This window comes from Lachnospira pectinoschiza (genome assembly GCF_900103815.1).
In the GTDB taxonomy this organism is placed as follows: Bacteria; Bacillota; Clostridia; order Lachnospirales; family Lachnospiraceae; genus Lachnospira; species Lachnospira pectinoschiza_B.
Map to the genome: position 1 here is coordinate 35,255 of NZ_FNHZ01000001.1, position 24,726 is coordinate 59,980.

At 38.7% G+C, this 24,726-nt stretch carries 17 protein-coding genes; 14 read left to right on the forward strand and 3 right to left on the reverse strand.

Features of this window, described 5'->3' with window-relative positions; genetic code table 11:
* Nucleotides 1–157 precede the first annotated feature (157 nt).
* Nucleotides 158–802 (forward strand): HAD-IA family hydrolase, encoded by a 645-nt coding sequence (locus tag BLQ66_RS00135; protein ID WP_074520367.1) that lies wholly within the window; start codon nucleotides 158–160, stop codon nucleotides 800–802.
* 151 nt (nucleotides 803–953) lie between these two features.
* Nucleotides 954–1,457 (forward strand): NUDIX hydrolase, encoded by a 504-nt coding sequence (locus BLQ66_RS00140; protein ID WP_074520368.1) that lies wholly within the window; start codon nucleotides 954–956, stop codon nucleotides 1,455–1,457.
* A gap of 711 nt (nucleotides 1,458–2,168) precedes the next feature.
* On the opposite strand, the gene carB is transcribed toward BLQ66_RS00140, so the two are convergent.
* Nucleotides 2,169–5,420 (reverse strand): carbamoyl-phosphate synthase large subunit, encoded by a 3,252-nt coding sequence (gene carB / locus BLQ66_RS00145; RefSeq protein ID WP_074520369.1) that lies wholly within the window; start codon nucleotides 5,418–5,420, stop codon nucleotides 2,169–2,171.
* 185 nt (nucleotides 5,421–5,605) lie between these two features.
* On the opposite strand from carB, the gene BLQ66_RS00150 reads away from it, so the two are divergent.
* The 6 genes from BLQ66_RS00150 to BLQ66_RS00170 all read left to right on the forward strand — a co-directional run bounded on the left by BLQ66_RS00150 (nucleotide 5,606) and on the right by BLQ66_RS00170 (nucleotide 12,296).
* A complete protein-coding gene (locus tag BLQ66_RS00150) occupies nucleotides 5,606–6,163 on the forward strand; it encodes a GAF domain-containing protein (RefSeq protein ID WP_074520370.1) in 558 nt (185 codons plus the stop codon).
* Between the two features lie 3 nt (nucleotides 6,164–6,166).
* Nucleotides 6,167–6,439 (forward strand): hypothetical protein, encoded by a 273-nt coding sequence (locus BLQ66_RS00155; RefSeq protein WP_074520371.1) that lies wholly within the window; start codon nucleotides 6,167–6,169, stop codon nucleotides 6,437–6,439.
* A 51-nt stretch (nucleotides 6,440–6,490) separates the two neighbouring features.
* Complete coding sequence (locus BLQ66_RS11925) at nucleotides 6,491–6,664, forward strand: hypothetical protein (protein WP_180364667.1); 174 nt, start codon at nucleotides 6,491–6,493, stop codon at nucleotides 6,662–6,664.
* 133 nt (nucleotides 6,665–6,797) lie between these two features.
* On the forward strand, nucleotides 6,798–9,224 hold the full coding sequence (gene leuS, locus BLQ66_RS00160) for a leucine--tRNA ligase (RefSeq protein ID WP_074520372.1): 2,427 nt from the start codon (nucleotides 6,798–6,800) through the stop codon (nucleotides 9,222–9,224).
* Between the two features lie 246 nt (nucleotides 9,225–9,470).
* Nucleotides 9,471–11,753: a glycoside hydrolase domain-containing protein gene (locus BLQ66_RS00165; RefSeq protein WP_074520373.1), complete on the forward strand. Its 2,283-nt coding sequence runs from the start codon at nucleotides 9,471–9,473 to the stop codon at nucleotides 11,751–11,753.
* Nucleotides 11,754–11,762: 9 nt separating this feature from the next.
* The gene (locus tag BLQ66_RS00170) at nucleotides 11,763–12,296 is read left to right on the forward strand and encodes a hypothetical protein (RefSeq protein WP_074520374.1); all 534 of its coding nucleotides are present in this window, start codon (nucleotides 11,763–11,765) and stop codon (nucleotides 12,294–12,296) included.
* A gap of 65 nt (nucleotides 12,297–12,361) precedes the next feature.
* On the opposite strand, the gene BLQ66_RS00175 is transcribed toward BLQ66_RS00170, so the two are convergent.
* Complete coding sequence (locus tag BLQ66_RS00175) at nucleotides 12,362–13,585, reverse strand: 6-phosphofructokinase (RefSeq protein ID WP_074520375.1); 1,224 nt, start codon at nucleotides 13,583–13,585, stop codon at nucleotides 12,362–12,364.
* Nucleotides 13,586–14,136: 551 nt separating this feature from the next.
* Here BLQ66_RS00175 and BLQ66_RS00180 point away from each other — a divergent pair.
* From BLQ66_RS00180 to proS, 4 genes are all read left to right on the forward strand, one after another.
* Nucleotides 14,137–15,612, forward strand: a complete 1,476-nt coding sequence (locus BLQ66_RS00180; protein ID WP_242869293.1) for a sensor histidine kinase — start codon at nucleotides 14,137–14,139, stop codon at nucleotides 15,610–15,612.
* A 60-nt stretch (nucleotides 15,613–15,672) separates the two neighbouring features.
* Nucleotides 15,673–16,362: a response regulator transcription factor gene (locus BLQ66_RS00185; protein WP_027431471.1), complete on the forward strand. Its 690-nt coding sequence runs from the start codon at nucleotides 15,673–15,675 to the stop codon at nucleotides 16,360–16,362.
* Between the two features lie 817 nt (nucleotides 16,363–17,179).
* The gene (locus tag BLQ66_RS00190) at nucleotides 17,180–17,938 is read left to right on the forward strand and encodes an RluA family pseudouridine synthase (RefSeq protein ID WP_074520377.1); all 759 of its coding nucleotides are present in this window, start codon (nucleotides 17,180–17,182) and stop codon (nucleotides 17,936–17,938) included.
* Between the two features lie 131 nt (nucleotides 17,939–18,069).
* Nucleotides 18,070–19,509 (forward strand): proline--tRNA ligase, encoded by a 1,440-nt coding sequence (gene proS, locus BLQ66_RS00195; protein WP_074520378.1) that lies wholly within the window; start codon nucleotides 18,070–18,072, stop codon nucleotides 19,507–19,509.
* An 803-nt stretch (nucleotides 19,510–20,312) separates the two neighbouring features.
* Here proS and BLQ66_RS00200 read toward each other — a convergent pair.
* Nucleotides 20,313–21,596, reverse strand: a complete 1,284-nt coding sequence (locus tag BLQ66_RS00200; protein WP_074520379.1) for a CCA tRNA nucleotidyltransferase — start codon at nucleotides 21,594–21,596, stop codon at nucleotides 20,313–20,315.
* 323 nt (nucleotides 21,597–21,919) lie between these two features.
* Here BLQ66_RS00200 and BLQ66_RS00205 point away from each other — a divergent pair, with 323 nt between their 5' ends.
* Complete coding sequence (locus BLQ66_RS00205) at nucleotides 21,920–23,278, forward strand: PEGA domain-containing protein (RefSeq protein WP_083330205.1); 1,359 nt, start codon at nucleotides 21,920–21,922, stop codon at nucleotides 23,276–23,278.
* A 231-nt stretch (nucleotides 23,279–23,509) separates the two neighbouring features.
* Entirely contained in the window at nucleotides 23,510–24,721 is a 1,212-nt protein-coding gene (locus tag BLQ66_RS00210; protein WP_074520381.1) for a DegT/DnrJ/EryC1/StrS family aminotransferase, read from the forward strand.
* The last annotated feature ends 5 nt before the right edge of the window (nucleotides 24,722–24,726 follow it).

Below are 24,726 nucleotides of genomic sequence, written 5' to 3' on the forward strand. Positions count from 1 at the left end.
CTCCTTAAATATTATCTAAAAATAGTTTAAATAACATTCTAATAATAGCACAATGTTGTCTAATAAACAACGTAATGGTATAATCTTAAACAATGTTTAAGACGGAAAAAATTTTTGTCTTAATAGGAAATTTTTGAAAGAAAAGGACATTTTTACAATGTATAATTACGTATTTTTTGATTTGGATGGAACATTGACACAGTCTGAATTTGGCATTTTACAGGCCATTGAATATACCCTAAAAAAGATGGGAGAGGAGGAGACTAGCAAGGAAACAATGCTCAAATTTATCGGCCCTCCTCTTTATGATTCTTTCGTGGGAATTCTTGGTTACGATGATGAAAAGGCCAACAAGGGCGTGAAGATTTTCAGAGAATATTATGAATCTACAACTCTTTTCAACGCTCCGCTCTACGAGGGCATCGAAGAGGTTTTAAAGAAGCTACATGCTAAGGGTAAGAAGCTTTACGTGGTGACTTCAAAGGTTGAGCGCATGGCCAAGGCAATCGTTGACCACTTCGGCATCGACAAGTATTTTGCTGGAGTTGTGGGTTCAGATCCTAACTCAAAGACTCACGGCAAGGACGAGCTTATTCGTCGAGTTTTTGCCATGGAAAATGTAGACGATATCTCTACTTGTGTCATGATTGGGGACAGACTTTTCGACATTAACGCCGCTAACAAGGTGGGCATAGATTCAATCGGTGCAGAGTACGGCTACGGAACTCGCAAGGAATTAGAAGATTGCGGTTCTACATATATCGTGGAAAAGCCAATGGAGATTTTAGACATTGTGGGCTAGTGGAAAGCTAGTTGCTTTTGTGGATTATGGCTATTAAAAACTAAGGCTTTGTGGATTATCCGTTTTTAATTGTATGGAAAATACTAATTTACATGCGGAAAGATGCTAAATTGTCACAATCCGCAAGGTTTTAGAGATAAGGAGATAGAAGATGGCAGAGTTAACAACCCTCATTTATTTGAAAAAAAACGACAGTTATCTCATGCTTCATAGAGTTTCAAAAAAGCATGATATCAACAAGGATAAGTGGCTTGGAATTGGTGGTCACTTCGAGGCTTATGAAAGTCCAAGTGAATGCATTATAAGAGAAGTCAAGGAAGAAACAGGTTACACAGTAAATAAGCCAGACTTCCGTGGCATTGTGACTTTCGTTGCCTTTGACAACAGGGAAGACTACGAAAAGAAGCAAAACGGAATCTGCGAATACGTACACGTATTCTTATCAGAAGATTTCTCAGGAGATGAGGAAACTTGTGGCACTAATTTCCCTTGTGATGAAGGCAAGTTAAAGTGGGTGAAGATAAAAGACATCTACGACCTTCCAATATGGGAAGGCGACAAGCTCTTCTTAAAGGCATTAGAAGAAGATAGAGAATTCTTCAACCTTAAGTTGATTTATGTAGGAAATGAATTAGTAGAACATGAGTGGTTCTAAGATAGGATAGGGAAGCCCCCGCCAATGCGAAGCATTGGTGGGGGCTTTGTTGTGCTGATGGGGGGAAGATATTTGATGAGAAGTGAGTAAATATTTGTTAGGCTGTTTCTTTTGGCTGGGGGATTGTGCCTTTTGTGTGTGATATCTCTCATTTCAGCCACAGTTGTGTAGGAAACTGCGAGGGGGTGTTTACTTAATATGGGGGACTTGTGCCTTTCGTGTGTGATATCTCTCATTTCAGCCATCAACTTCCGGGACTTAACAGAGAAATTTAGCTTACAAAAAGCAAGTTTGTGCTTCCCGGAGCGAAAAACACTAAAAAAGGGCACAGCAATTCCCACAGCTGTAATGCTTATAAAAGCGAGTTTGTGCTTCCCAGAAGCTTAACGCGGGAAAAAAGGCACAGAAAATTCCGCAAGGAAATAGTGGAAAAAGCTTGTTTGTGCCTTTAGGGACGAGATAGAAGAAAAAGAGCACAAGGAATAGAGGGTAGCTTCCAAGAATTTAATAGAATTTGTGCCTGAAAGTGCGAGAAAAGCAAGTTGGGGGCACAAATCCCCGGGAAATGCTAGCCAGACGGGACGACACCAAGCCCCACTACGAACAAAAACCCGGGAGGCAGCAACACCCGGGAAGCACCCCCACCACTAAAAAAGATGGCCAAAGCGCTACGCGCTTCGCCATCTTTTCCTTCCGCACACTAGTTTATCGCTAAATAGACTCCACCACTGGACTGATCAACTTATGCCAATCCTGAAGTGAGTTAACCTCGCTATCTTTTCTAGCCTTGTGGGCTTCATTAATTGTCTTGATTCCTGTAGCTGCGGCCTTGGCAGCTGCAACGGTTGTGATATATGGAATCTTAGCCTTAACGGCTGCTTTTCTTAAGTAAGAATCATCATAGGCGGAATCCTTGCCAACCGGAGAGTTGACGATTAAGTCGATTTCGCCGTTATTTATTGCATCGATGATATTTGGGCGGCCCTCGTAAATCTTATAAATACGATTAGCTGGAATGCCCGCATCATTAATAATCTTGCAAGTTCCTTCCGTTGCCACGATGTTGAAGTTGCTCTCTTTAAAGAGATTTGCAATCTCAGCAATGTAAGGCTTGTCCGCCTTGTTAACTGCAATTAAAACAGTACCTGTTAAAGGAAGAGTCTGCTTTGCAGCTTCTTGAGCCTTATAGAAACTCTCGCCCTCATCCCTTGCAATACCTAAAACCTCACCAGTAGAGCGCATTTCAGGTCCAAGAAGTGGATCTACTTCAGGGAACATGTTAAATGGGAAGACGGCTTCCTTTACACCAAAGTAAGGAATGTTCTGATCCTTAAGATTTGGCACAGGAGAAGGTCTGCCAGTAATTTCTGAAGTGATGATGTCAGTGGCAAGTGGCACCATACGAATGTTACAAACCTTAGAAACCAAAGGCACAGTACGCGATGCTCTTGGATTTGCCTCAAGAACGTAAACCTTACCCTTTTCAATGGCATACTGCATATTCATAAGGCCCACAACATGCATTTCCTCAGCAATCTTTCTTGTATATTCCTTGATTGTGCGAAGAACATCTCTAGGGATGTGCTTTGAAGGAATGATACAAGCGGAATCGCCAGAATGGATGCCTGCAAGCTCGATATGTTCCATAACTGCCGGAACGTAGGCGTGGAGCCCGTCACTAATAGCATCAGCCTCACATTCAAGGGCGTGTTGTAAAAATCTATCTATAAGGATAGGTCTGTCAGGTGTTACACCTATTGCAGCCCCCATGTACTCTGTCATCTGCTCGTCATCATAAACCACTTCCATGCCACGTCCGCCAAGAACATAAGAAGGACGAACCATAACTGGATAGCCGATTTTATTTGCAATATCAATAGCATCCTTAGTGTCCACAGCCATTCCAGACTCAGGCATTGGAATTCCAAGCTTATCCATCATTGCCCTAAACTGGTCTCTATCCTCTGCAAGGTCAATAACCTCAGGGCTTGTACCAAGAATCTTAACTCCATTTTTCTTAAGCTTATTGGCAAGATTAAGAGGAGTTTGACCACCAAACTGAGCAATAATGCCCACCGGCTTCTCCTTTTTGTAAATGCTAAGCACATCCTCAAGGGTTAGTGGCTCAAAATAAAGCTTGTCCGAAGTATCATAATCAGTGGAAACCGTCTCAGGGTTACAGTTAACAATGATAGTCTCAAATCCTAGCTTCTTTAGAGACTGTGCGGCATGAACACAACAGTAGTCAAACTCAATACCCTGGCCGATTCTGTTTGGACCACCGCCAAGAATCATAACCTTTGGCTTTTCAGAGCTGATTGGATTTTTGTCCTCGCCGTTATAAGTTGAGTAGAAGTAAGAGCTATCCTTAGTTCCAGAAACATGGACGCTATCCCAAGCCTCTAAAATGCCGGCATCCTCTCTAGCATGTCTAATGTTTGACTCAGAAACCTGTAAAATCTGGCTTAAATACTTATCAGAGAAACCATCAAGCTTAGCCTTCTTTAAGTCCTCCTTTGCTGGAACCTTGCCAAGATAAGTAGAAACTAAGTATTCTTCCTCCTCCACAAGTTCCTTCATCTGCTCAATAAAATATTTCTTCACCTTTGTAATTTCGTGAATTTCTTCTACGGTAGCGCCCTTTCTAAGAGCTTCATACATCATAAAATGTCTCTCTGAATTTGGTGTATTTAACTTCATCAAGAGCTTCTCTTTTGAAAGTGTATCAAAATCTTTAACATGGCCTAAACCATATCTATTTTTTTCAAGAGAACGAATAGCCTTCTGGAAGGCCTCCTTGTAGTTCTTACCAATACTCATAACCTCGCCTACGGCGCGCATCTGAGAACCTAACTGGTCTTCAACACCCTTGAATTTTTCAAAGGCCCATCTTGCAAATTTAACTACCACATAATCCCCGTCAGGCTTGTACTTATCAAGAGTGCCATATTTTCCACAAGGAATCTCTGAAAGAGTAAGGCCCGCTGCTAGCTTTGCTGAAACCAAGGCAATAGGGAAACCAGTTGCCTTTGAAGCAAGGGCAGAAGAACGAGAAGTTCTAGGATTAATCTCGATTACAATGATTCTATCAGACACAGGGTCGTGAGCAAATTGGACGTTAGTTCCGCCAATTACCTGAATTGAATCAACAATTTTATAAGCCTGCTCCTGAAGTCTTTTTTGCACATCTTCAGAAATAGTAAGCATCGGAGCAGTACAGAAGGAGTCGCCAGTGTGAACTCCCATAGGATCAACATTTTCAATAAAACAAACAGTAATCATGTTGCCCTCTTTATCGCGGACAACTTCAAGTTCAAGCTCTTCCCAGCCAAGGACGCATTCCTCAACTAAAACCTGGCCCACTAAACTAGCCTGCAAGCCACGCTCGCAAACTGTCTTTAGCTCTTCCTTGTTGTAAACGATACCGCCGCCGGCACCCCCCATTGTGTAGGCAGGACGTAAAACCACTGGATAGCTAAGCTTTTCGGCGATTCGAAGGGCCTCATCCACGGAGTAGGCAACCTCTGAACGCGCCATTTCGATGCCAAGACTGTTCATGGTATTTTTAAACTCGATACGATCCTCGCCACGCTCAATGGCATCCACCTGAACGCCGATAACCTGAACCTTGTACTTATCTAAAATCCCCTCTTTATTTAACTGGGCGCACAAATTTAAACCCGACTGTCCACCAAGATTTGGCAAAAGCGCATCCGGTCTTTCCTTGGCAATGATTTGCTCAAGACGCTTTGTGTTAAGCGGCTCGATGTAGGTTACATCTGCCATTTCAGGATCAGTCATGATGGTTGCTGGATTGGAATTTACTAGGACTATTTCATAGCCTAGCTGGCGAAGTGCCTTACAAGCCTGAGTTCCCGAGTAATCGAACTCGCAAGCCTGTCCAATGATAATAGGACCAGAGCCTATTATGAGAATCTTTTTGATATCTGTTCTTTGCGACATATTAAACTATCCTCCCTTTCTGCTAGCATGCAGTAACATGCGTGTTTTGGCGCCGCGATTCATCGCTTCACCCCATTAAAACCATTATATCACGCCAAAAAGAAGTATTCTATTAATTTAATTGATTTTTTGCAAATGTATTGCTACACTTTTATATAAAATTAACCACAATGGAAGGGAAAAAAATGGACTATATTAAGAAAAATGAGACAGATTACGACATTTTAAAGGCTCAGTTTGAGGGCTTTATTGAGATAGAAGACCACTTCATTCCAGTGCTTGCCAATGCTAGCGCACTAGTTATGGAGAATTTAGAGGACTTAAACTGGGCAGGTTTTTATTTAACAGAGAAGTTTTTAGGCCTTGATAAAAAGGAAGTAAAAGAGCAGAATTTAAGCGCTCACAATCATTCTAATAAGGAACGTTCTCCTTACGATTTGATTTTGGGACCTTTCAATGGAAAGAACGCCTGCGTTAAGATTGCTGTAGGTAACGGAGTTTGCGGCACTGCGGTTAAAGAGGATAAGGTAATGTTAGTTAAAGATGTTAATGAATTTCCTGGACATATTGCCTGCGATAGTGCCTCTAATTCAGAAATCGTTGTTCCAATTCACAAGAATGGTGAAATCATCGGACTTCTAGATATCGACAGCCCTTATAAGAATCGTTTCTCTGAGGCAGATAAGGAAGGCTTATTAAAATGTGTCGCAGTATTAGAAGAAAAAGTTTCATGGGAGAGATAAATTATGTTTAGACTTTGGTGTAAAATTTTTGATGATAGCAGGCACCTTGTAAAAGATACAGTCATTGAAAACCCGGATCCAAATTTAAATCGAACAAGAAAGATTTTCAACGGTTTAAGAGATGCCTGTTATGAGTTCGACCTTGGGGAACCCATCTGGTTGAATTCAAATATAGAAGATTTTAAAAAGCATAGTAAGGTAAAATTTATTCAAGATAATTTTGTGGAAGAAATCGACTTTTCTTATCTAGAGATTGAAGTAATAGAGGAGGATTAGGGTCGATTTAACTCATTTTCAAAAACAAATTAAATATGAGGGGGATTAGCTATGGCAAATTTTAAAAAATCATGGAAGAAATTCACAAAGAAAGTTAAGAAGGCAACTAGAAACGATTACAAGAAAATGCAGCGAAATGATAACATTTTCACAGGTATTGTAGCTGCACTTTTCTTAGTAGTTATGCTTGTTGGCGCAATTAGTCTAACAGATACAAACGACTAGGAACTTGCGTTGACAATAGTTGGAATAAATTTTATACTAGAATTCGTGTGAGTGCATGCATTTGCACTAATATAGTAAATGTGACGGGTGCAAACCCTAGAATAAAATTGTCATAAATGAAAGGACTAAGATTATGGCTAATACAACTAATTACAATCCGAAGTCGATTGAGCCAAAGTGGCAGAAATACTGGGAGGAGAACAAGACATTTGCAACTGATGTTTGGGATTTTTCAAAGCCTAAATTCTATGCACTTGATATGTTCCCTTATCCATCAGGTGTAGGTCTTCATGCAGGTCATCCAGAAGGCTATACAGCAACAGATATTATTTCAAGAATGAAGAGAATGCAGGGCTTTAACGTCCTTCATCCAATGGGTTATGATTCCTTTGGTCTTCCAGCTGAGCAGTACGCTGTACAGACAGGTAATCATCCTAATGGCTTTACACAGAAGAATATTCAGACTTTCACTGGTCAGTTAAAGGAACTTGGTTTTGACTATGACTGGGATAAGTTAATTGCTACTAGTGATCCATCATTCTATAAGTGGACTCAGTGGATTTTCAAGCAGTTATATAAGGAAGGCTATGCAAAATATATCGATATGCCTGTTAACTGGTGCGAGGAATTAGGTACAGTTCTTTCTAATGATGAGGTTATTGATGGTAAGTCAGAGCGTGGCGGTTATCCAGTAGTTCGTAAGAACATGAAGCAGTGGGTAATTGACCAGGTTGCTTTTGCAGATAAGTTACTTGAAGGTTTAAATGAAATTGATTGGCCAGAATCAACAAAGGAAATGCAAAGACATTGGATCGGCAAGTCTGAAGGTGTTGAAGTTAAGTTCCAGATCGTTGGTGGTGGCGAGTTCTCTATCTTTACAACATGTATTGAAACTATCTATGGTATTACTTTCATGGTACTTGCTCCAGATGGAGACATTGTTAAGAGCTTACTTCCAAGAGTTAAGAACCCTGAAGAAGTTCAGGCATACATCAACGAAACTTTGAAGAAAAACGACATGGATAGAACTGAACTTAACAAGACTAAGTCAGGTTGTCCACTTGAGGGCGTTACTTGTATTAACCCAGTTAATGGCAAGGAAGTTCCTTTATATATCGGTGATTTCGTACTTGCAAGCTATGGTACAGGTGCTGTTATGGCGGTTCCAAGTCACGATCAGCGAGATTTTGAATATGCTATGGCTCACAATATTCCTATGATTCAGGTTATTGAAGGCGAAGATGTATCTGAGCATGCATTTGAAAAGCAGGATTATTTAGGTAAGGGCTGCAAGCTTATGAATTCAGAAGAATTCACAGGTTTAACTGTTGAAGAAGCTAAGGAAGCAATCACATCTAAGCTTGAGAAGATGGGCGTTGCTAAGCGTACAGCTAACTACCACTTTAGAGAATGGATTTTCGCAAGACAGAGATACTGGGGCGAACCAGTTCCTGTAGTTTACTTAGAAGATGGACAGATTCATGTGTTAGATGATGATGAATTACCACTTATCCTTCCTGAACTTGAAGATTACAAGGGTAAGAATGGACAGGCTCCTCTTGAGAATGCTACAGAATGGAAAATGTATGACCACAATGGCATTAAGGGTAAGAGAGAAACTTCTACAATGCCAGGTTCAGCAGGTTCATCATGGTACTACATGAGATATATTGATCCTAAGAATGACAAGGAATTATGTGATCCAGAACTTCTTAAGCACTGGTTACCAGTAGATCTCTACATCGGTGGACCAGAGCATGCAGTTGGTCACTTAATGTATTCAAGAATCTGGAATAGATTCCTTTACGATCAGGGTATTTCTCCAGTTAAGGAACCATTTAAGAAGTTAGTTCACCAGGGTATGATTCTTGGTTCTAATGGTATTAAGATGGGTAAGAGATTCCCAGAATTCGTAGTTAATCCTTCAGATATCGTAAGAGATTACGGTGCTGATACACTTAGATTATATGAAATGTTTATGGGACCTCTTGAAGCTTCAAAGCCATGGTCTAATGATGGTGTTGAAGGTGCAAGAAGATTCTTAAATAAGGTTTGGAACTACTTCTCAGTAGAAGAAAACTTAATTGATGGCGAAGGTGGAGCCCTTGAAAAGGTTTACCATAAGACAGTTAAGAAGGTTACATCTGATTTTGAAACACTTGGCTTTAATACAGCTATTTCACAGATGATGATCTTCATGAATGCAGCTGTTAAGGAAAAGTGTCCAAGGGTTTATGCAGAAGGATTCATTAAGATGCTTTCATGTATTTGTCCACATATCGGTGAAGAATTATGGCAGCTCTTAGGTCATGACAACACAATCGCTTATGAGCAGTGGCCAACATACGATGAAGACAAGTGTAAGGATGACACAGTAGAAATCGGTGTTCAGGTAAACGGTAAAGTCCGTGGTACTCTTGAAATTGCGGTTGATGAAGATGAAGCATCAGTAAAGGCAAGAGGTAAGGAAGTTGCTGGAGTTGCTAAGGCACTTGAAGGAAAGAATATTATTAAGGAAATCTACGTTAAGGGAAAGATCTTTAATATAGTTGCTAAGTAATATCGAATAAAATTGATATTATTATACTGATTTGATAATAAACAAAACTTAGAAGATAGATATAATTGAGCAAGTTTAATTGTATCTATCTTCTTTTTTTATGTGTTATTAAGGATTAGATTTAAAAATGATAAGTCTAGCTCCAGATTTATCATAAAATTTTTATACTTTATTAATAATATCACTTATCCCAAGGTTTATAATAAAATTGACGTTTAAGATAGACATAAAAGGGGAGGTAGACTTATGGATGAACGCGTAAAAGATGCTCAAGTTTGGTTAAATAAAAAGTATCAGGGCAAAACTGGATTTAAAACTATATCTGTTACTGGCAGAACCGGTAATGTAGTTATGCAAGCTTTAGTTACGGCTTTACAGATCGAACTTGGCATTGAAAATCCAACAGGTTATTTTGGTAAAGCCACAGAAAATCTATATAATAAGAATCCTATAAAGAAGGGCGATGAAGATAAAGACAAATCTATAATTAGAATTCTTCAGCATGGACTTTATTGTAAAGGTTATAATCCTACAGCCGTAACAGGGTACTTTGGAGAAAATACATTAAAGGCTGTTCATAAAGTTTTGGTTGATGCAGGATTTGATGAAAATGATCTATCAGACACATTATCAGCTAAAGCATTTAAAGCTATATTGTCATCAGATGCATTAACGCTTGTCTCTGGTGGAGAAGAAATGTTAAGAAAAATCCAACAAAATCTTAATAGAAAATATAGCGACTTAACTGGAATTATTAGTTGTGACGGTAAATATAATGCAGCAACTAATGAAGCCTTAATATATGCATTTCAGATAGAGAGTGGAATGGATAGGGCAATTGCTAATGGAAATTTTGGTCCAGCAACAACTAAATTAGCAGGCGAAAAGCAGTTAGAAACTGGCAATGCTAGAGGTGAATTAGTAAAGATAGCAAAATATGCTCTTTATTGTAATGGTGTAAGAAGAAATAATGTAAATAGATTTGATTGTAGTGAAAATGGAGAATTTTCAGATGTATTCGATTCTAAAATGAAAGATAATGTCGAAAATTTTCAAAGATATGTTGGTATACTAGAAGTTGATGGAAAAGTAGATATAAAAGTATGGATGTCTCTTCTTGTAAGCACTGGATATCCAAAAAGAAATGTCCTGGCCTGTGACACATCAACTAGAGTCACAAGTACTAAAGCTAAGAGAATATATGCCAATGATTTTAGAATTATAGGTAGATATTTGACAGGTAGTACTCTTGCTGGCCCTAAAAATCTCACAAAAGAAGAATTAGAGACTTTATTTAACCAGGGGCTATCAGTATTCGCTATTTATCAGGATGAAAAAGAATACTATAGAACACATCCAGATGAAGAGACTACAGTTAATTATTATAATTATAATCAAGGTTTTGAAGATGCTAAAAAAGCTGTGAAAGCGGCTTCTGATTTAGGGATTCCGTATGGAGAGCCTATATTTTTTGCTGTTGATTATGATTTTAATAATGATCAGACAACAGATATGATAATTCCACACTTTCAAGGAATTATAGAATATATTAGACAAAACGGTAATAAATATCTTGTAGGATGCTATGGCCCAAGAAATATCTGTAAAAGAATATCTGATAATGGATATGCAACCTATAGTTTTGTTAGCGATATGTCTACAGGTTTCAGCGGTAATAAGGGATTCATTTTACCAGAAAATTGGGCTTTTGATCAGATAAGAGAATACACACAAGGCTCAGCTGATGGTAGTTTTGCCCTAGATTGTGTAGCAACATCTGGTAAATATATGGGCTTTAAAAATATAGTGGCTAATGAATCAAGTCAAAAGACACTTTCATCAAAAGACATTGCCTTAAACTTTAGTAAAGATACTACAAAAGCTCTAGGTTATGACATTGATATAAAATCATTTGATGAGACATATACCATTGATTTACCTGAATTAACAATTTCTTGTGAAACAACCTACGGGCATAAAGTGTCAGTAGGAAGTGGTAATCGAAGATCAAGTTTAACTGTTAAGGATGGAAAGATAGTTAATGCAACCTACGATGAAGTAATGAACAAATTAAAAGACGCGTCCTCTGATAATTCTGTTAATATAGATTACAATGGCATTGTAGATCTGCAGAACAAATTACAATTTAATGTAAAAAATGGATATATAGAATATGGACTAAATATTTCAGAAACAGGAGAAGTTAGCATATCATATTTAATACATAAGGATGCTAATGTTTCAGAAGGATTAACGGAATATGTAGAAGTTGGATTGAAGATTACGTTTAAAGAACACATGCCATTAGAAGATGTTAAGAAGTATTATGAGAATAAAAGAAAAGCAAGAGAATTAAATAAAGAAGCACAGTATGAAATGATGAGCGATATAGTGTCAGTAGGATTAGTATTTACCAATGAAATATTAAGGGCAACAAAGAATGCTGTAGAAGGCGCTGCAAAAATAGGTATTATAGTATTAATAGTATATGGTTTGTACAAAATAGTTTTTACATTAGTACTTATATAAGGAGGTAATATGAAGATTTCATTTGAAGCTGACGATTCGTTCTTTTTAAAACTAATCAACTTTAATTTCTATATCAAACGAAAGGCAGTGCTTATATCATGCGTGTTGATTTTCTTGTTTATTTCTCCAATTTTTGTTGAAACTATATATTACTTTATAATAAATGATAAATTGTTCATTGATTATATGATATATAGCATAATTGCATCAATAGTCTATGTAAATGGATACAAGAGTGTAAAAGGTAATTTTAAAAAAATTCCAAAACAAGCTTATCCCAAATTGAAGAAATATTTTGATTTCGAAAAGAATAAAAAAGTCTATATAGACTATGAAATATATAAAGATGATAAAAATAATTTGTTTTGTAGATTAAATAATAGATATATTTTCAAGTTAAAAAAAATATACATATCAGAAAATATTATATCAAATAAAAAAAAGCTTTTTATAACTAAGGACGATGTAGGGGAAGCCTTATTTTTAGAACTTTCAAACTTGATAAAAGGAGAAATTCCTGAGGAAAAAATAATATATAGATAGATAAAAGACTGTGTAGTGAGATAGAATCTCATTGCACAGTCTTTTTTAAAATATTTTAGTTATAATTAGATGTTAATATTTAAGTGACGTGGTAAACCATCAACCATGATTGGTGATAACTCTGCCTGAATTAATGGACGAATGTAATGGATTAAATCCGTTGTTACATAATCATCTTCTGTGATCCACTCAAGTGGAACTTTCTTTTCAATATTAGCAATCTTGTGAACATCGTGAGTTTCTGTGATGCACATATATGGGTCATCGCAAACTCTCTTTAATACTACAACCTTACCTGATTCACCTTCAAAGGCAGCCTTAACAGCAGCACCACCAACGTTAAATGCTTCTGTAATATCAGTTCTACTAGACATGTGAGCAGCACAACGCTGTAATGTAGCAAGCTCGATAGCTCTTGTCTTAACGCCGTAAGCAGCACCAATCTTGTCAGCTAAGAACTTAGCAGTACCTGCAAGTTGTTTATGACCAAATGCATCTACGAATTCTACGTGATCACCAAGTTCAAATACGTAGCGTCCATCTTCTACCTTGATACCTTCTGAAACAGCAACAACGACGGAACGTCCATCCCCAACTTTTTCCTCTACTCTAGCCATGAAATGATCGATATCAAATACCTTCTCAGGAAGGTAGATTAAATCTACACCTTCACAGTCCTCACCACGAGCAAGTGCAGCAGCTGCTGTTAACCAACCTGCGTTACGACCCATGATTTCTACAACTGTAACCTGTGGATAATCATAAACAAGACCGTCTCTAATAATTTCCTTCATTGTTGATGCGATAAACTTAGCAGCACTACCATAACCTGGTGTGTGATCTGTAACAGCTAAGTCGTTATCGATAGTTTTTGGAACACCCATAAAACGGATATCACTGTTGATAATTAAACCGTAATCAGATAACTTCTTGATTGTATCCATTGAGTCATTTCCACCGATGTAGAAGAAGTACTTTACTTCAAGTTCATCTAAAATCTGGAAAATCTTCTCATAAGTTTCCTTGTCTTCACCAATTTCTGGTAACTTATAACGACATGAACCAAGATAAGAAGAAGGTGTTCTCTTTAATAAGTCGATATCAATATCAGTCTTAATCTTTTCTGATAAGTCAACATACTGCTTATCAAGTAAGCCCTTAACTCCGTGGAGCATACCGTATACCTTCTTAGCTCCTCTGTCCTTTGCAGTTTTAAATACACCAGCTAGGCTTGAATTAATTACTGATGTTGGACCACCTGACTGGCCCACGATAACATTACCTATCATATTGTCCTCCATATTTTTTTTTCGCGCTCAGGTTCTGACTAACAATAAAAAAACATTGTAAGAATTACTCCCATAGAAGGGAAAATGTTACGGTAAAGTCAAGCTTCTCACAATGAATTATAAAACTTTAGAGTTTTGATTGAATTGTTAGTATGCAGTTGCGGCTAAGCGCATTTTACATAAATTGATTGTAGCATAATAATGTAAAAGGTACAATGAAAAATTTACGAAAGTTGTAGATTTTATGCGGGCTGAAGGCACTTTTGATTGGGAAAAATTTAACAAATTCGACAAGAGCCTAATTAAATCTACTTAATATCGGCTTTTGATTGAGTTTGTTAAAACGATAACGACTTGTGATTATTTTGTCAAAGTCGATAAGAAGATGCATTTTTAAAATGTTATTCTTTTTTAATGCATTCTTTATTCTTTTAATCGTTAAATCATAAACAATTTGTTAAAAATGTGATAAAATATCTTTAGTAAATAAATATACAAGTAAAGGCAAGATTATGAAGTTAAAAAATAAATTAAAATTGTCCTTCTGCATTATGATTATCGTGCCGATGATTTTATTCGTCATAGCAGCATTTATAATAATAAAGTGGCAAGCATACAACTATAAACAAGCTTATAACATTGATACAAACGTAGGTTTAGAAACATTTTATTCAAACGGAAACGCCATAAGTGAGATAACAAGTGGAATTTATCAAAGCATGATTGAACAGGCTGAGACAAATCCGGAGAGTTTTTCTGATGAAACAACTTTAAGAGAGTTATCTAGCGAGCTAAAAACTAAGCTTTCTGATTTGGTAGTTCGATGGAACGGCGTTTTGTTATATAACTCAACAAGCTTTTCAAACGATGAGTTAGAAAGCTTGATTCCAGAATGTAGCGAGGTTACATATGGAAGTATTTGTGATACCGGCTATTATCAAAGTGAGTACGGCTGTATTGTTAAGACCTTAGGTTTTTGCGATGAAGAGGGAAATGTGTATAACGTTTCCATTGTAACGTCTATCTCGCAGGTGGTGCCACAGATTAGAAACACTTTGACTTTGATGGTATTAGCCATTGCCATAGTGCTTATAATCACAGCGGCTTTGCTGATTTTCTGGATTTATAAATCAATTGTTAGACCGATTAATAAATTAAAATTGGCAACTAATAACATTAAAGATGGAAACTTTGATTTTAAGATGCCAAAAACTGGAAATGACGAGATAGGTCAGCTTTGTAAGGATTTTGAGGAAATGAGACTCATTTTAAAAGAGAATACTGAAGCGAAGCTTAAATCCGACCTTGAGGAAAAGGACCTTATTAGAAACATTTCCCATGATTTAAAGACACCACTTACAGCCATCAAGGGCTATGTGGAGGGCTTGCAGGACGGAATTGCAGACACTCCTGAAAAGCAGGAGAAGTACATTAGAACCATTGCTAATAAAGTTAATGATATGGACAGACTTATTGATGAGCTATCGATTTACTCAAGGCTTGATACTAACAGGGTTCCTTATAACTTTGTGAAAATCAGCGCGGGCGACTACTTTAACGACTGCGTGGAAGAGATTAGCGTGGAACTTGATGCAAGCCAGATTGAGCTTGATTATACATCCCATTTAGATGGGGCCGCCTATATTTGTGTGGATCCTGAGCAGCTAAAGCGTGTGGTTAACAACATCATTAGCAACTCAGAGAAATACATGGTGGAAGGCCGCCAGGGTAAGATTGGTATCGATATTTACGACGAGGGCGAATACGTGCACGTGCAGTTTAGCGACAACGGTAAGGGTATTGCAAGTAAAGACCTCGAGCGAATCTTTGAAAGATTCTATAGAACGGACGATTCACGAAATTCTAAGCAGGGCGGAAGCGGCATAGGCCTTGCCATTGTTAAGAAAATCGTTGAAGACCACAAGGGTATGATTTGGGCAGACAGCGTTGAGGGCCAAGGCACTACAATGCATTTAAAGCTCCCTAAATATAAGAAAAATGAGCTAGCTTGCCAGGGTTGCAAGTAAGGGATTAATTCTATAGCTTGTAAACATTTTTGTAAAAATACGACATTCACGGAGGTAATTATGAGTAAGATTCTTATTGTTGAAGACGAAGATGCGATTGCAGATATTGAAAAGGATTATTTAGAGCTTAACGGTTTCACAGTAACAGTTTGTTCTGATGGAACTAGCGGTATGGCTGAGGCTCTTGAAAATGACTACGACATTTACATTTTAGATGTTATGTTACCAGGAGTTGATGGTTTTGAGATTTGTAAGACTATCAGAGAGAAGAAGGACACACCAATTATCATGGTTTCTGCAAAGAAGGAAGATATCGATAAGATTCGTGGTCTCGGGGTTGGCGCCGATGACTACATGACAAAGCCTTTCTCACCAAGCGAACTTGTTGCTAGAGTTAAGGCCCACCTTGCTAGATATGAAAGATTGGTAAGCAGCGGCAAGCCAACAAACGATACTATCGAAATCCGTGGTATCAAGATCGACAAGACAGCAAGACGTGTATTTGTAAACGGCGAAGAGAAGGCCTTTACTACAAAGGAATTCGACCTTTTAACATTCCTTGCCGAAAATCCAAACCACGTCTACACAAAGGACGAGCTTTTCAAGGAAATCTGGGATATGGATTCAATTGGCGACATCGCTACAGTTACAGTTCACATCAAGAAGATTCGTGAGAAGATTGAATACGATACATCAAAGCCACAGTATATCGAAACAATCTGGGGCGTAGGTTATAGATTTAAGATGTAATATGTCTTTACTGCGAAGCAGTCAAGACCTATAAGAGCTAAGAAACTAAGTTTCATAGCTCTTTTTTAGTGATTGGGCGGGACTAAAATAGTACGTACAGGAAGAAATCTTCCAAAAAGGATTATTTTTTGAAAGCAAGATAGTTCAATTTAATTAAGAGATAATCCTTTTTGGCAAAAAATGTCCTCTAGGGATTATAAATATGGAGAAAAGCTTGGTAAAAATAGGGGGATTAGTACTTTTGAGTAAAAAACACCTCAAAAGGATTAAAACAAGAATTGTTAAATCGGGAAGGTGTTGACCTAATGGACAGAAAAAGTCCTAAAAGTATGAGTTCTTTTTTTGAACGCAGTGTAAGCAATCCCCCGCTTCAAAAGCGTAAGCTTTAAGCGGGGGTATAAAGCTTACTAGTGTCAGAAGGGGTTAAAGCCCCTTCTGACAGGTGGCACAAAGTGCCACTGCGTTCATGAGGAAGTAGCGAAGCGGATTCCGAATGTCCGCTTTACGCAGAAACTATAGCAATGGTATACACCCCAGGAAGCAGTAAATAAGCAAGAAGCACCAACTTGCCTTTTACAAGTCCCGGAAGTCAGTATCTATGCGGGTTCTGGCCACGTCCCGATTTAACAAGTGGGAAAGCTCATAAATGTGTTATAATCAAATTTAGGCTTTATTAGTATTCTTTCGCAATCCGCTTCGCGGCTTGCGAAAGCGCAGAAACACTGCGGTTACTGGAAGCGTTGGTATATAACAAAGCCAGATAAAGCCAATTAAAGAAACTTATAATAGTAATAATAGGGAAAAACAAGGACATTTTATGATAAAGATTATTTATGAGGATAACGAGAAGTTAATTGTGGATAAGAAGGCCGGCCAGCTTTCTCAAAGTGGAAAAGGCATGGAGCCGGATTTGGTTTCCGAGGTGCTAAACTACAGAAAGCGCAAGGACGAGGAGGTCTACGCTGCCATAATTAATAGGTTGGATAGACCAGTTGCCGGCTTAGTTCTTTTTGCAAAAACTAAAGAAGCGGCGGCAAAATACTCCAAAGAAGTTCAGGACAAAGGCTCAATTAGCAAGGTCTATGAGGCATATGTCTATGGTAAATTTGATTGTAAAAAAGGGACATTAACAGACTATTTGATTCACGACAAATTAAACAATACAAGTTCTGTGTGGGAAGGCGACGTGCAGGATGCCAAGGAACTCGGAACTGGCAAGGACGCCAAGGAACTCGGAACTGGCAAGAACGCCAAGGGATTTGGAGATGCCAAGGAAGCCCGCCTAGACTATGAAGTTTTATCCTATGACGAGGCAACAAATCTTACTAAGATTTCCGTGAAGCTCCACACGGGCAGGCACCATCAGATCCGTGTGCAGCTAGCCTCAAGGGGACATGCGATTGTTGGGGATTATAAATATTTTCAAATGGCCAATGAAAAGCTAGGAGGCGAGGCCATCTCTAAGGAAACTTTTGATGGACTTGTAAGAAAATGCAAACTCAGACGTAACACTATAGCCCTTGCGGCAGTTGAGTTAGAGGTGGATGGGCAGAAGTTTAGAACGGAACTAAAATAGTGGGGGAAAGGTACATTTTCCTAATAAAACTATACTTGAATTAGTTATAGAATAATGTTAAACTAGACACCGTATAACTTTATGTAGAAAATTATTACATAAAAAAATATTATGAATAGGAGAAAAGTAGTATGGCTGATGAGAAAAAATTAGTTGAAGCAATTACATCGATGGATGTAGATTTTGCTCAGTGGTACACAGATGTTGTTAAAAAAGCTGAGCTTATGGGTTACTCAAGTGTTAAAGGATGCATGATCTTCAAGCCCGCAGGCTATGCTATTTGGGAGAATATACAGAAAGAACTTGATAGAAGATTCAAGGAAACTGGTGTTGAAAATGTATACATGCCAATGTTCATTCCTGAAAGTCTTCTTGAGGTTGAAAAGGACCACGTTGAAGGTTTCGCCCCAGAGGTAGCATGGGTTACTTACGGCGGACTTAATCCGTTACAGGAGAGATTATGTGTACGTCCAACATCAGAGACATTATTCTGCGATTTTTACAAGGATGAAATCCAGTCTTATAGAGATTTACCAAAGGTTTACAACCAGTGGTGTTCAGTAGTTAGATGGGAAAAGGAAACAAGACCTTTCCTACGTTCTAGAGAATTCTTATGGCAGGAAGGCCATACAGCTCATGCAACAGCTGAGCAGGCTGAAGAAAGAACACAGCAGATGTTAAATCTTTACGCAGATTTCTGCGAGCAGGTTCTTGCAATCCCTGTTGTTAAGGGTAGAAAGACAGATAAGGAGAAGTTTGCTGGTGCAGAAACTACATATACTATTGAAGCTTTAATGCATGATGGTAAGGCTCTTCAGTCAGGTACAAGCCATAACTTCGGTGATGGATTTGCTAAGGCATTTGGAATTCAGTACACAGATAAGGATAATAAGCTTAAGTATGTTCATCAGACATCTTGGGGTATGACAACTCGTCTTATCGGTGCTATTATCATGGTTCATGGTGATGATTCAGGTCTTGTATTACCACCAGCAATTGCACCTACACAGGTTGATATTATTCCAATTATGCAGAAGAAGGCAGGCGTGCTTGATAAGGCATTTGAAGTTAAGGAAGCACTTAAGGCTGCTGGTCTTAGAGTTAAGGTTGACGATTCAGATAAGAATCCAGGTTGGAAGTTCTCTGAACAGGAGATGCGTGGTATCCCTGTAAGAGTTGAAATGGGACCTAGAGATATTGAAGCTGGTAAGGCTATTATCGTTCGTCGTGATACTAGAGAGAAGACAGAAGTTGCTATTGAAGAATTAGCTACAGAGATTAAGGCTATTTTAGATAGAATGCAGGTTGAAATGTTAGAAAGAGCTAGAGCTCATAGAGAAGCTCATACTAATGTTGCAACTAATTATGAAGAATTCAAGGAAGTTGTTGCTACAAAGCCAGGATTTGTAAAGGCTATGTGGTGTGGCGACCAGGCTTGTGAAGACAAGATCAAGGAAGACACAACAGCAACATCAAGATGTATGCCATTTGAACAGGAACATCTTTCAGATGTATGTGTTTGCTGCGGCAAGCCAGCTAAGAAGATGGTTTACTGGGGAAAGGCATATTAGTTGTCATAAGGGGAACCAGCTTTGCTGGTGGAACCTTGTGACTAGTATGGAGCTTGCTCTATACATATATGAATAGGATTGTAGTGGGACGAATCCACTTATTTAACAGGGAAGAGATGACCTTCATCTCTTCTCTGTTTTTTTAGTGTGATTGCAATAATCAGCTGGCTGTGAAGTTGATTTTAAAGGGTTATTTTTGTTTAGGAATTTTAACCGATTGCCAGATATGTAGGGAATTATACAGTCAATCACAGAAATTTACTCTTTTACCTGCAAATCGAAATTGTATTTTAAAAGTACATACAGTCAACTGGATGTTTTTTTGAAACTGATGGTAAGTAAAAATTGTTTTTTATTTATACATACAGGCAATTAAGCGAGAAAAGCAAGATTGATGGTATAAGGCAACTTAAAGGAATTAAGTAGGTTACAGGCATAACAGAGAAATATATTAATTGACGGTATAGTTAGTTTCATGGGGTTGTGTAAAAGTGATTTAACTTGCAGTCAAATAGGATTTTTGAATAGTTTGACCGTATGACTCGCTGAACGGAAGTTTTTAGCTTACGGTCAATAAGAAGATTTCTTGGAATTACCGGTAGCTTGTGAAAGATATTTAAGAACAACGATACAGGTAAATAACTAAAAAGAGAGGATTGCCCGCAACAGGCCCGAACCCCCAGGAAGAAGCAGAAAAAAAGCCCGAAATAAGCCAGCCAGGAAGAAGAACAGGCCCACAACAGGCTCCAACCACCGGGGCAAAACACAAACCCCCGTTGATGCCATATCAACGGGGGAATATATTAATCTCTAGGAATCATGCTTAAAAGCGTAGATTTCTCATTAAGTCTAGGATTTTCAATGCACAAATCCAATAAGTATTCTAGAGTTTTTCCAATATCCTTGCCTGATAAGCCAAATTCAAGTAAGTCATTGCCGGAGATATCAAGCTCTTTAATGGAGAAGCAATCACCTCGGCTTATGATATATGTGGCCATTTTTTTCAAATTATCGTAGTGAGAAATCTTAACAGGATTAGAAATTCCTGTAAGCTCAGAAGCCGCAAGGCTTAAGGCTTTCTTATAATCAAGAGTTAAGAAGAATAGGTCTCTGCCAAGTCGTCTTAAGGCCTCTCTTACAGCAGGCTCTGTTTCTTGAATTTCTTTCTCACTCGCATCTAAAATTGCGCCCACTAACTTAATAGTCACATTATCCATCTTTAAAGTCTTTAAAGTTTTTGTGGCTGCTTCACTTCCAAGGGAAGAGAAAAGAATGGCATAACGCATACGAAGAAGCAAGTCCTTGTCATAATCTTCAGGAAAATGTTTCATTGCCTCTAAAGTTTTTCTAGTATGCTTGTTAGTTAGCGCCTCATCTATGTATGGAAGAATTTCCTTAAACAAACCAGTTTTTGAATATAAAAGACATTTTTCTGGGTTGTCAGAAAGAAGAGTCTTTCCAAGTTCTACGTGAACTCTTTCCATACTGATCTTTTTAATTGTTGGGGCGAGATCGTAAATTGCGGCCATTGTTTCATTTTCAATATCAAAACCTAGTTGGGCACTAAAACGAATAGCTCTCATCATTCGAAGAGCGTCTTCGGTGAAGCGGTCGTGAGCCACGCCAACGCAGCGAATAAGCTTGTTATTAAGGTCAGCAATTCCGCCGTACTCATCCACTAGGCCCTCGCTATCGTTGTAGGCCATGGCATTGATGGTGAAGTCGCGGCGACTCAAGTCATCTGTTAATAATACTGAAAATTCAACAGATTCCGGATGTCTTCCATCTTTATATTCTCCATCAATTCTGTAGGTTGTAACTTCATAGCCGTTCTTATCAATCATGACAGTTACGGTGCCATGCTCTATGCCTGTATCTATGGTTCTTCTAAAGAAAGATTTTACCTGAGTTGGGAGAGCAGAAGTTGTGATGTCCCAGTCTTGGGGTTCCTTATCTAGAAGAGTGTCTCGGACGCAGCCGCCAACTGCGTAGGCAGAATGTCCGTTTTCTTCAATTTTGCTTATTATAAATTTTACGTCCTCTGGAAGTTCTAGCTTGAAAGCTTCCTTATTAAAGTTAGTATCCATATAAACCTCGAAATTAGATTATCTTAGATTTGTTGCCAAGGCGTGCCCGCCCATATCGTTAGCGCCCATACTGCGCGCACGAAAGTAGCAATGTTAACGCTCTACAAAGGGCGCGCCTAAGCCATCCGCTTATATAGCCCATAAGGGCGCGAGCAAACTAGTGGTCGTTAGCACCACCAAGCGCAATCTAAGTCATGGATATTATAGCATAAAAAAACTTAGATAAAAATCAATATATTAAGCTAAAACTTCACAAATTCCAAGCACTGTGATAAAATTCAAGTGGAGTAGGGTTTGTTTTTGGCGGGTTTTCTGCCATTTTTATGAGGGATAATAATATGAAGAGAATGTGGTTTAGACTAATGGCTTTAGGGGTAAGTATTAGTTTATTGTTTACTGGTTCGGCTTGTTCTTTAACTGGAGATGGCAAGTCGTCTAGTACAATTACGCCGGGAAGCTCAATAACACTCGGAAGAGTGGTTAAGAAAGTAGATGATATTGTTGAGGAAGAAGACTCAGAGTCTGCAACCTTAGTTGGAGTTTTGACTTATTTAGATACAGCCAATGATATGACCCATATGCTAGATATTGAATCTGGCGTGGAATACGAGGTGCCATATTCTGGCAGTACAGATATAAGAAGCGCCTATGATAAAGTGATAGCCGATTCTTCTATGGAATTAGGCGGGATTTATGACGTTTACATTAATAAGTCAGGCAAGGCTTCAGCCATAATTGGAAATTCTGATGCTTGGGAACGTAACGACGTTTCAAGAATCACAATAGATGAGAACAATCGAAAGATAACAATAGGAGCTTCGGTTCTTTTCTACGAAGAGGACACAGTTGTTCTGTCGGGGGGTGAGAGAATCAATATCGCCCAGATCGTGGACCAGGACAATTTAGTTCTAAGAGGTATTGGAGAGAAGATTTATTCTATAAATGTAACATCAGGTCATGGTTACGTGGAGTTTTCAGGACTAGACGCCTTTGAGGGTGGATATGTCACTATCGGCAAGCAATTATTTTCAGTTACAGAAGGAATGCTTGTAACTTCTCCCGTTGGGACTTATACTGTAGAGATACAGCTAGAAGATGTTTCAGCAACTAAGACTGTTACAGTTAAGAAGGATGAAACTTCTAAGTTGGATTTTAGCGAGTATGTGCCAGAGGCAACCAAGTATGGAACCGTGAATTTTTCAATCACACCGGACAATGCAATACTTAGCATTGACGGAGTGGAGGTGGATTATTCAGAACCTCTATCGCTAGAATATGGAAGACACTATTTGACATTGGCATGCAATCATTACGAGGAGTACACAGAGACTTTTGTGGTGAACTCTTCTTATAAGACCAAGGTCATTGACATGGTGTCTAATGGAACCGGCACAACAACTACCGAAAGTGAAACAACGGTTGATAATACTAGTGGTTATACGGTAAATGTGCAAGCACCGACAGGAGCAGCTCTCTACGTTGACAGCGTATATGTCGGAATTGTACCATGCACTTTTGCAAAATCTTACGGCAATAAGACAATCACACTTAAAAAGTCTGGTTACAAGACCGTAAGCTACACGATTTCTATAACCAACACCACTGGTAATTTAACATATAGCTTCCCAGATATGGAGGAGGCTAGCACAGAATCAGAGACGGAGAGCGCCACAAGCGAGTAGCGTTAGCGCCGGCGGATGCCCTACAAGAGGCGGCCGGTAAGCGCACGGGACGAGACCCCCGAGGGGCCGGCAAACGTACGGGACGAGACCCCCGAGGAGCCGGCACCACAAAGATAGACGCTACAAAAGCCGCAAAGCCGCCGGCCGCAAGCCGCCGGCACACAAGTCGTCGCTGACAGATTTTGTCCATCCGCAAAACAATGGACGCAGATTTTTGGAGGAATTTTAAAAATGAGTAAGTTAAGTGTACCTTTTTCACCACCAGATATAACTGATGCTGAAATCAATGCAGTAGTTGACACATTAAAGTCAGGTTGGATTACAACAGGTCCTAAGACTAAGGAATTTGAGAAGAAAATCGCAGAATACGTAGGAGCAGCAAGAGCAGTTTGCCTCAATTCTGCCACAGCAGCCCTAGAACTTGGACTTAGACTTTTTGAAATCGGTGAAGGTGATGAGGTCATCGTTCCTGCTTATACATACACAGCTTCAGCAAGTGTTGTTGACCACGTTGGAGCTAAGATTGTATTAGTAGATGTAGAGGCTGGAACTTTCCATTTTGATTATGATAAATTAGCAGAAGCTATTACAGATAAGACAAAGGCAATTATTCCAGTAGATTTCGCTGGAACAATGTCAGATTATGAGAAAATTTTTGAAATCGTTGAGGCTAAGAAAAACATTTTCAAGCCATCATCAAGTTATCAGAAGGCTCTAGGAAGAATTCTCGTTCTTGCAGATTCAGCCCACGGCTTTGGTGCTGCAGCTAAATTTAGAGGTAAGTTAGTGAAGAGTGGTAGTGTTGCGGATTTGACTGCATTTTCTTTCCACGCAGTAAAGAACTTAACTACAGCAGAAGGTGGAGCCCTCACTTGGAACACAATTCCAGGAATTGAGGATGAGGATACTTATAAGTTGTTACAGCTATTCTCACTTCACGGACAGAACAAGGATGCCCTTGCAAAGACTAAGGCAGGCGCTTGGGAATACGATATCATCGGCACTTACTACAAGTGCAACATGACAGATATCATGGCAGCCATCGGTCTTGTGCAGTTTGAGAGATATCCAGAACTTCTAAAGAGAAGAAGAGATATGATTGAGACTTATAAGAAGGGCATTGAAAGTGATAGAGTTCATATTTTAGAGCATTTTACTGAGGACTATCAATCCAGTGGTCACTTAATGATCGTTAGAGTGGACGGCTATAGCGTTGAGGAGAGAAATGCGCTTATTACTGCAATGGCAGAGGACGGCGTGTCAACTAATGTTCATTACAAGCCACTTCCAATGCACACAGCATACAAGAAGTTAGGTTTTGACATTAAGGATTACCCTAATAGTTTTGATATGTATAAGAATGAGATTACATTGCCACTTCATACAAAGTTATCTGATGAGGATTTGGCTTATGTCATCGAGACATTCAACAAATACGTTTAAGGAGT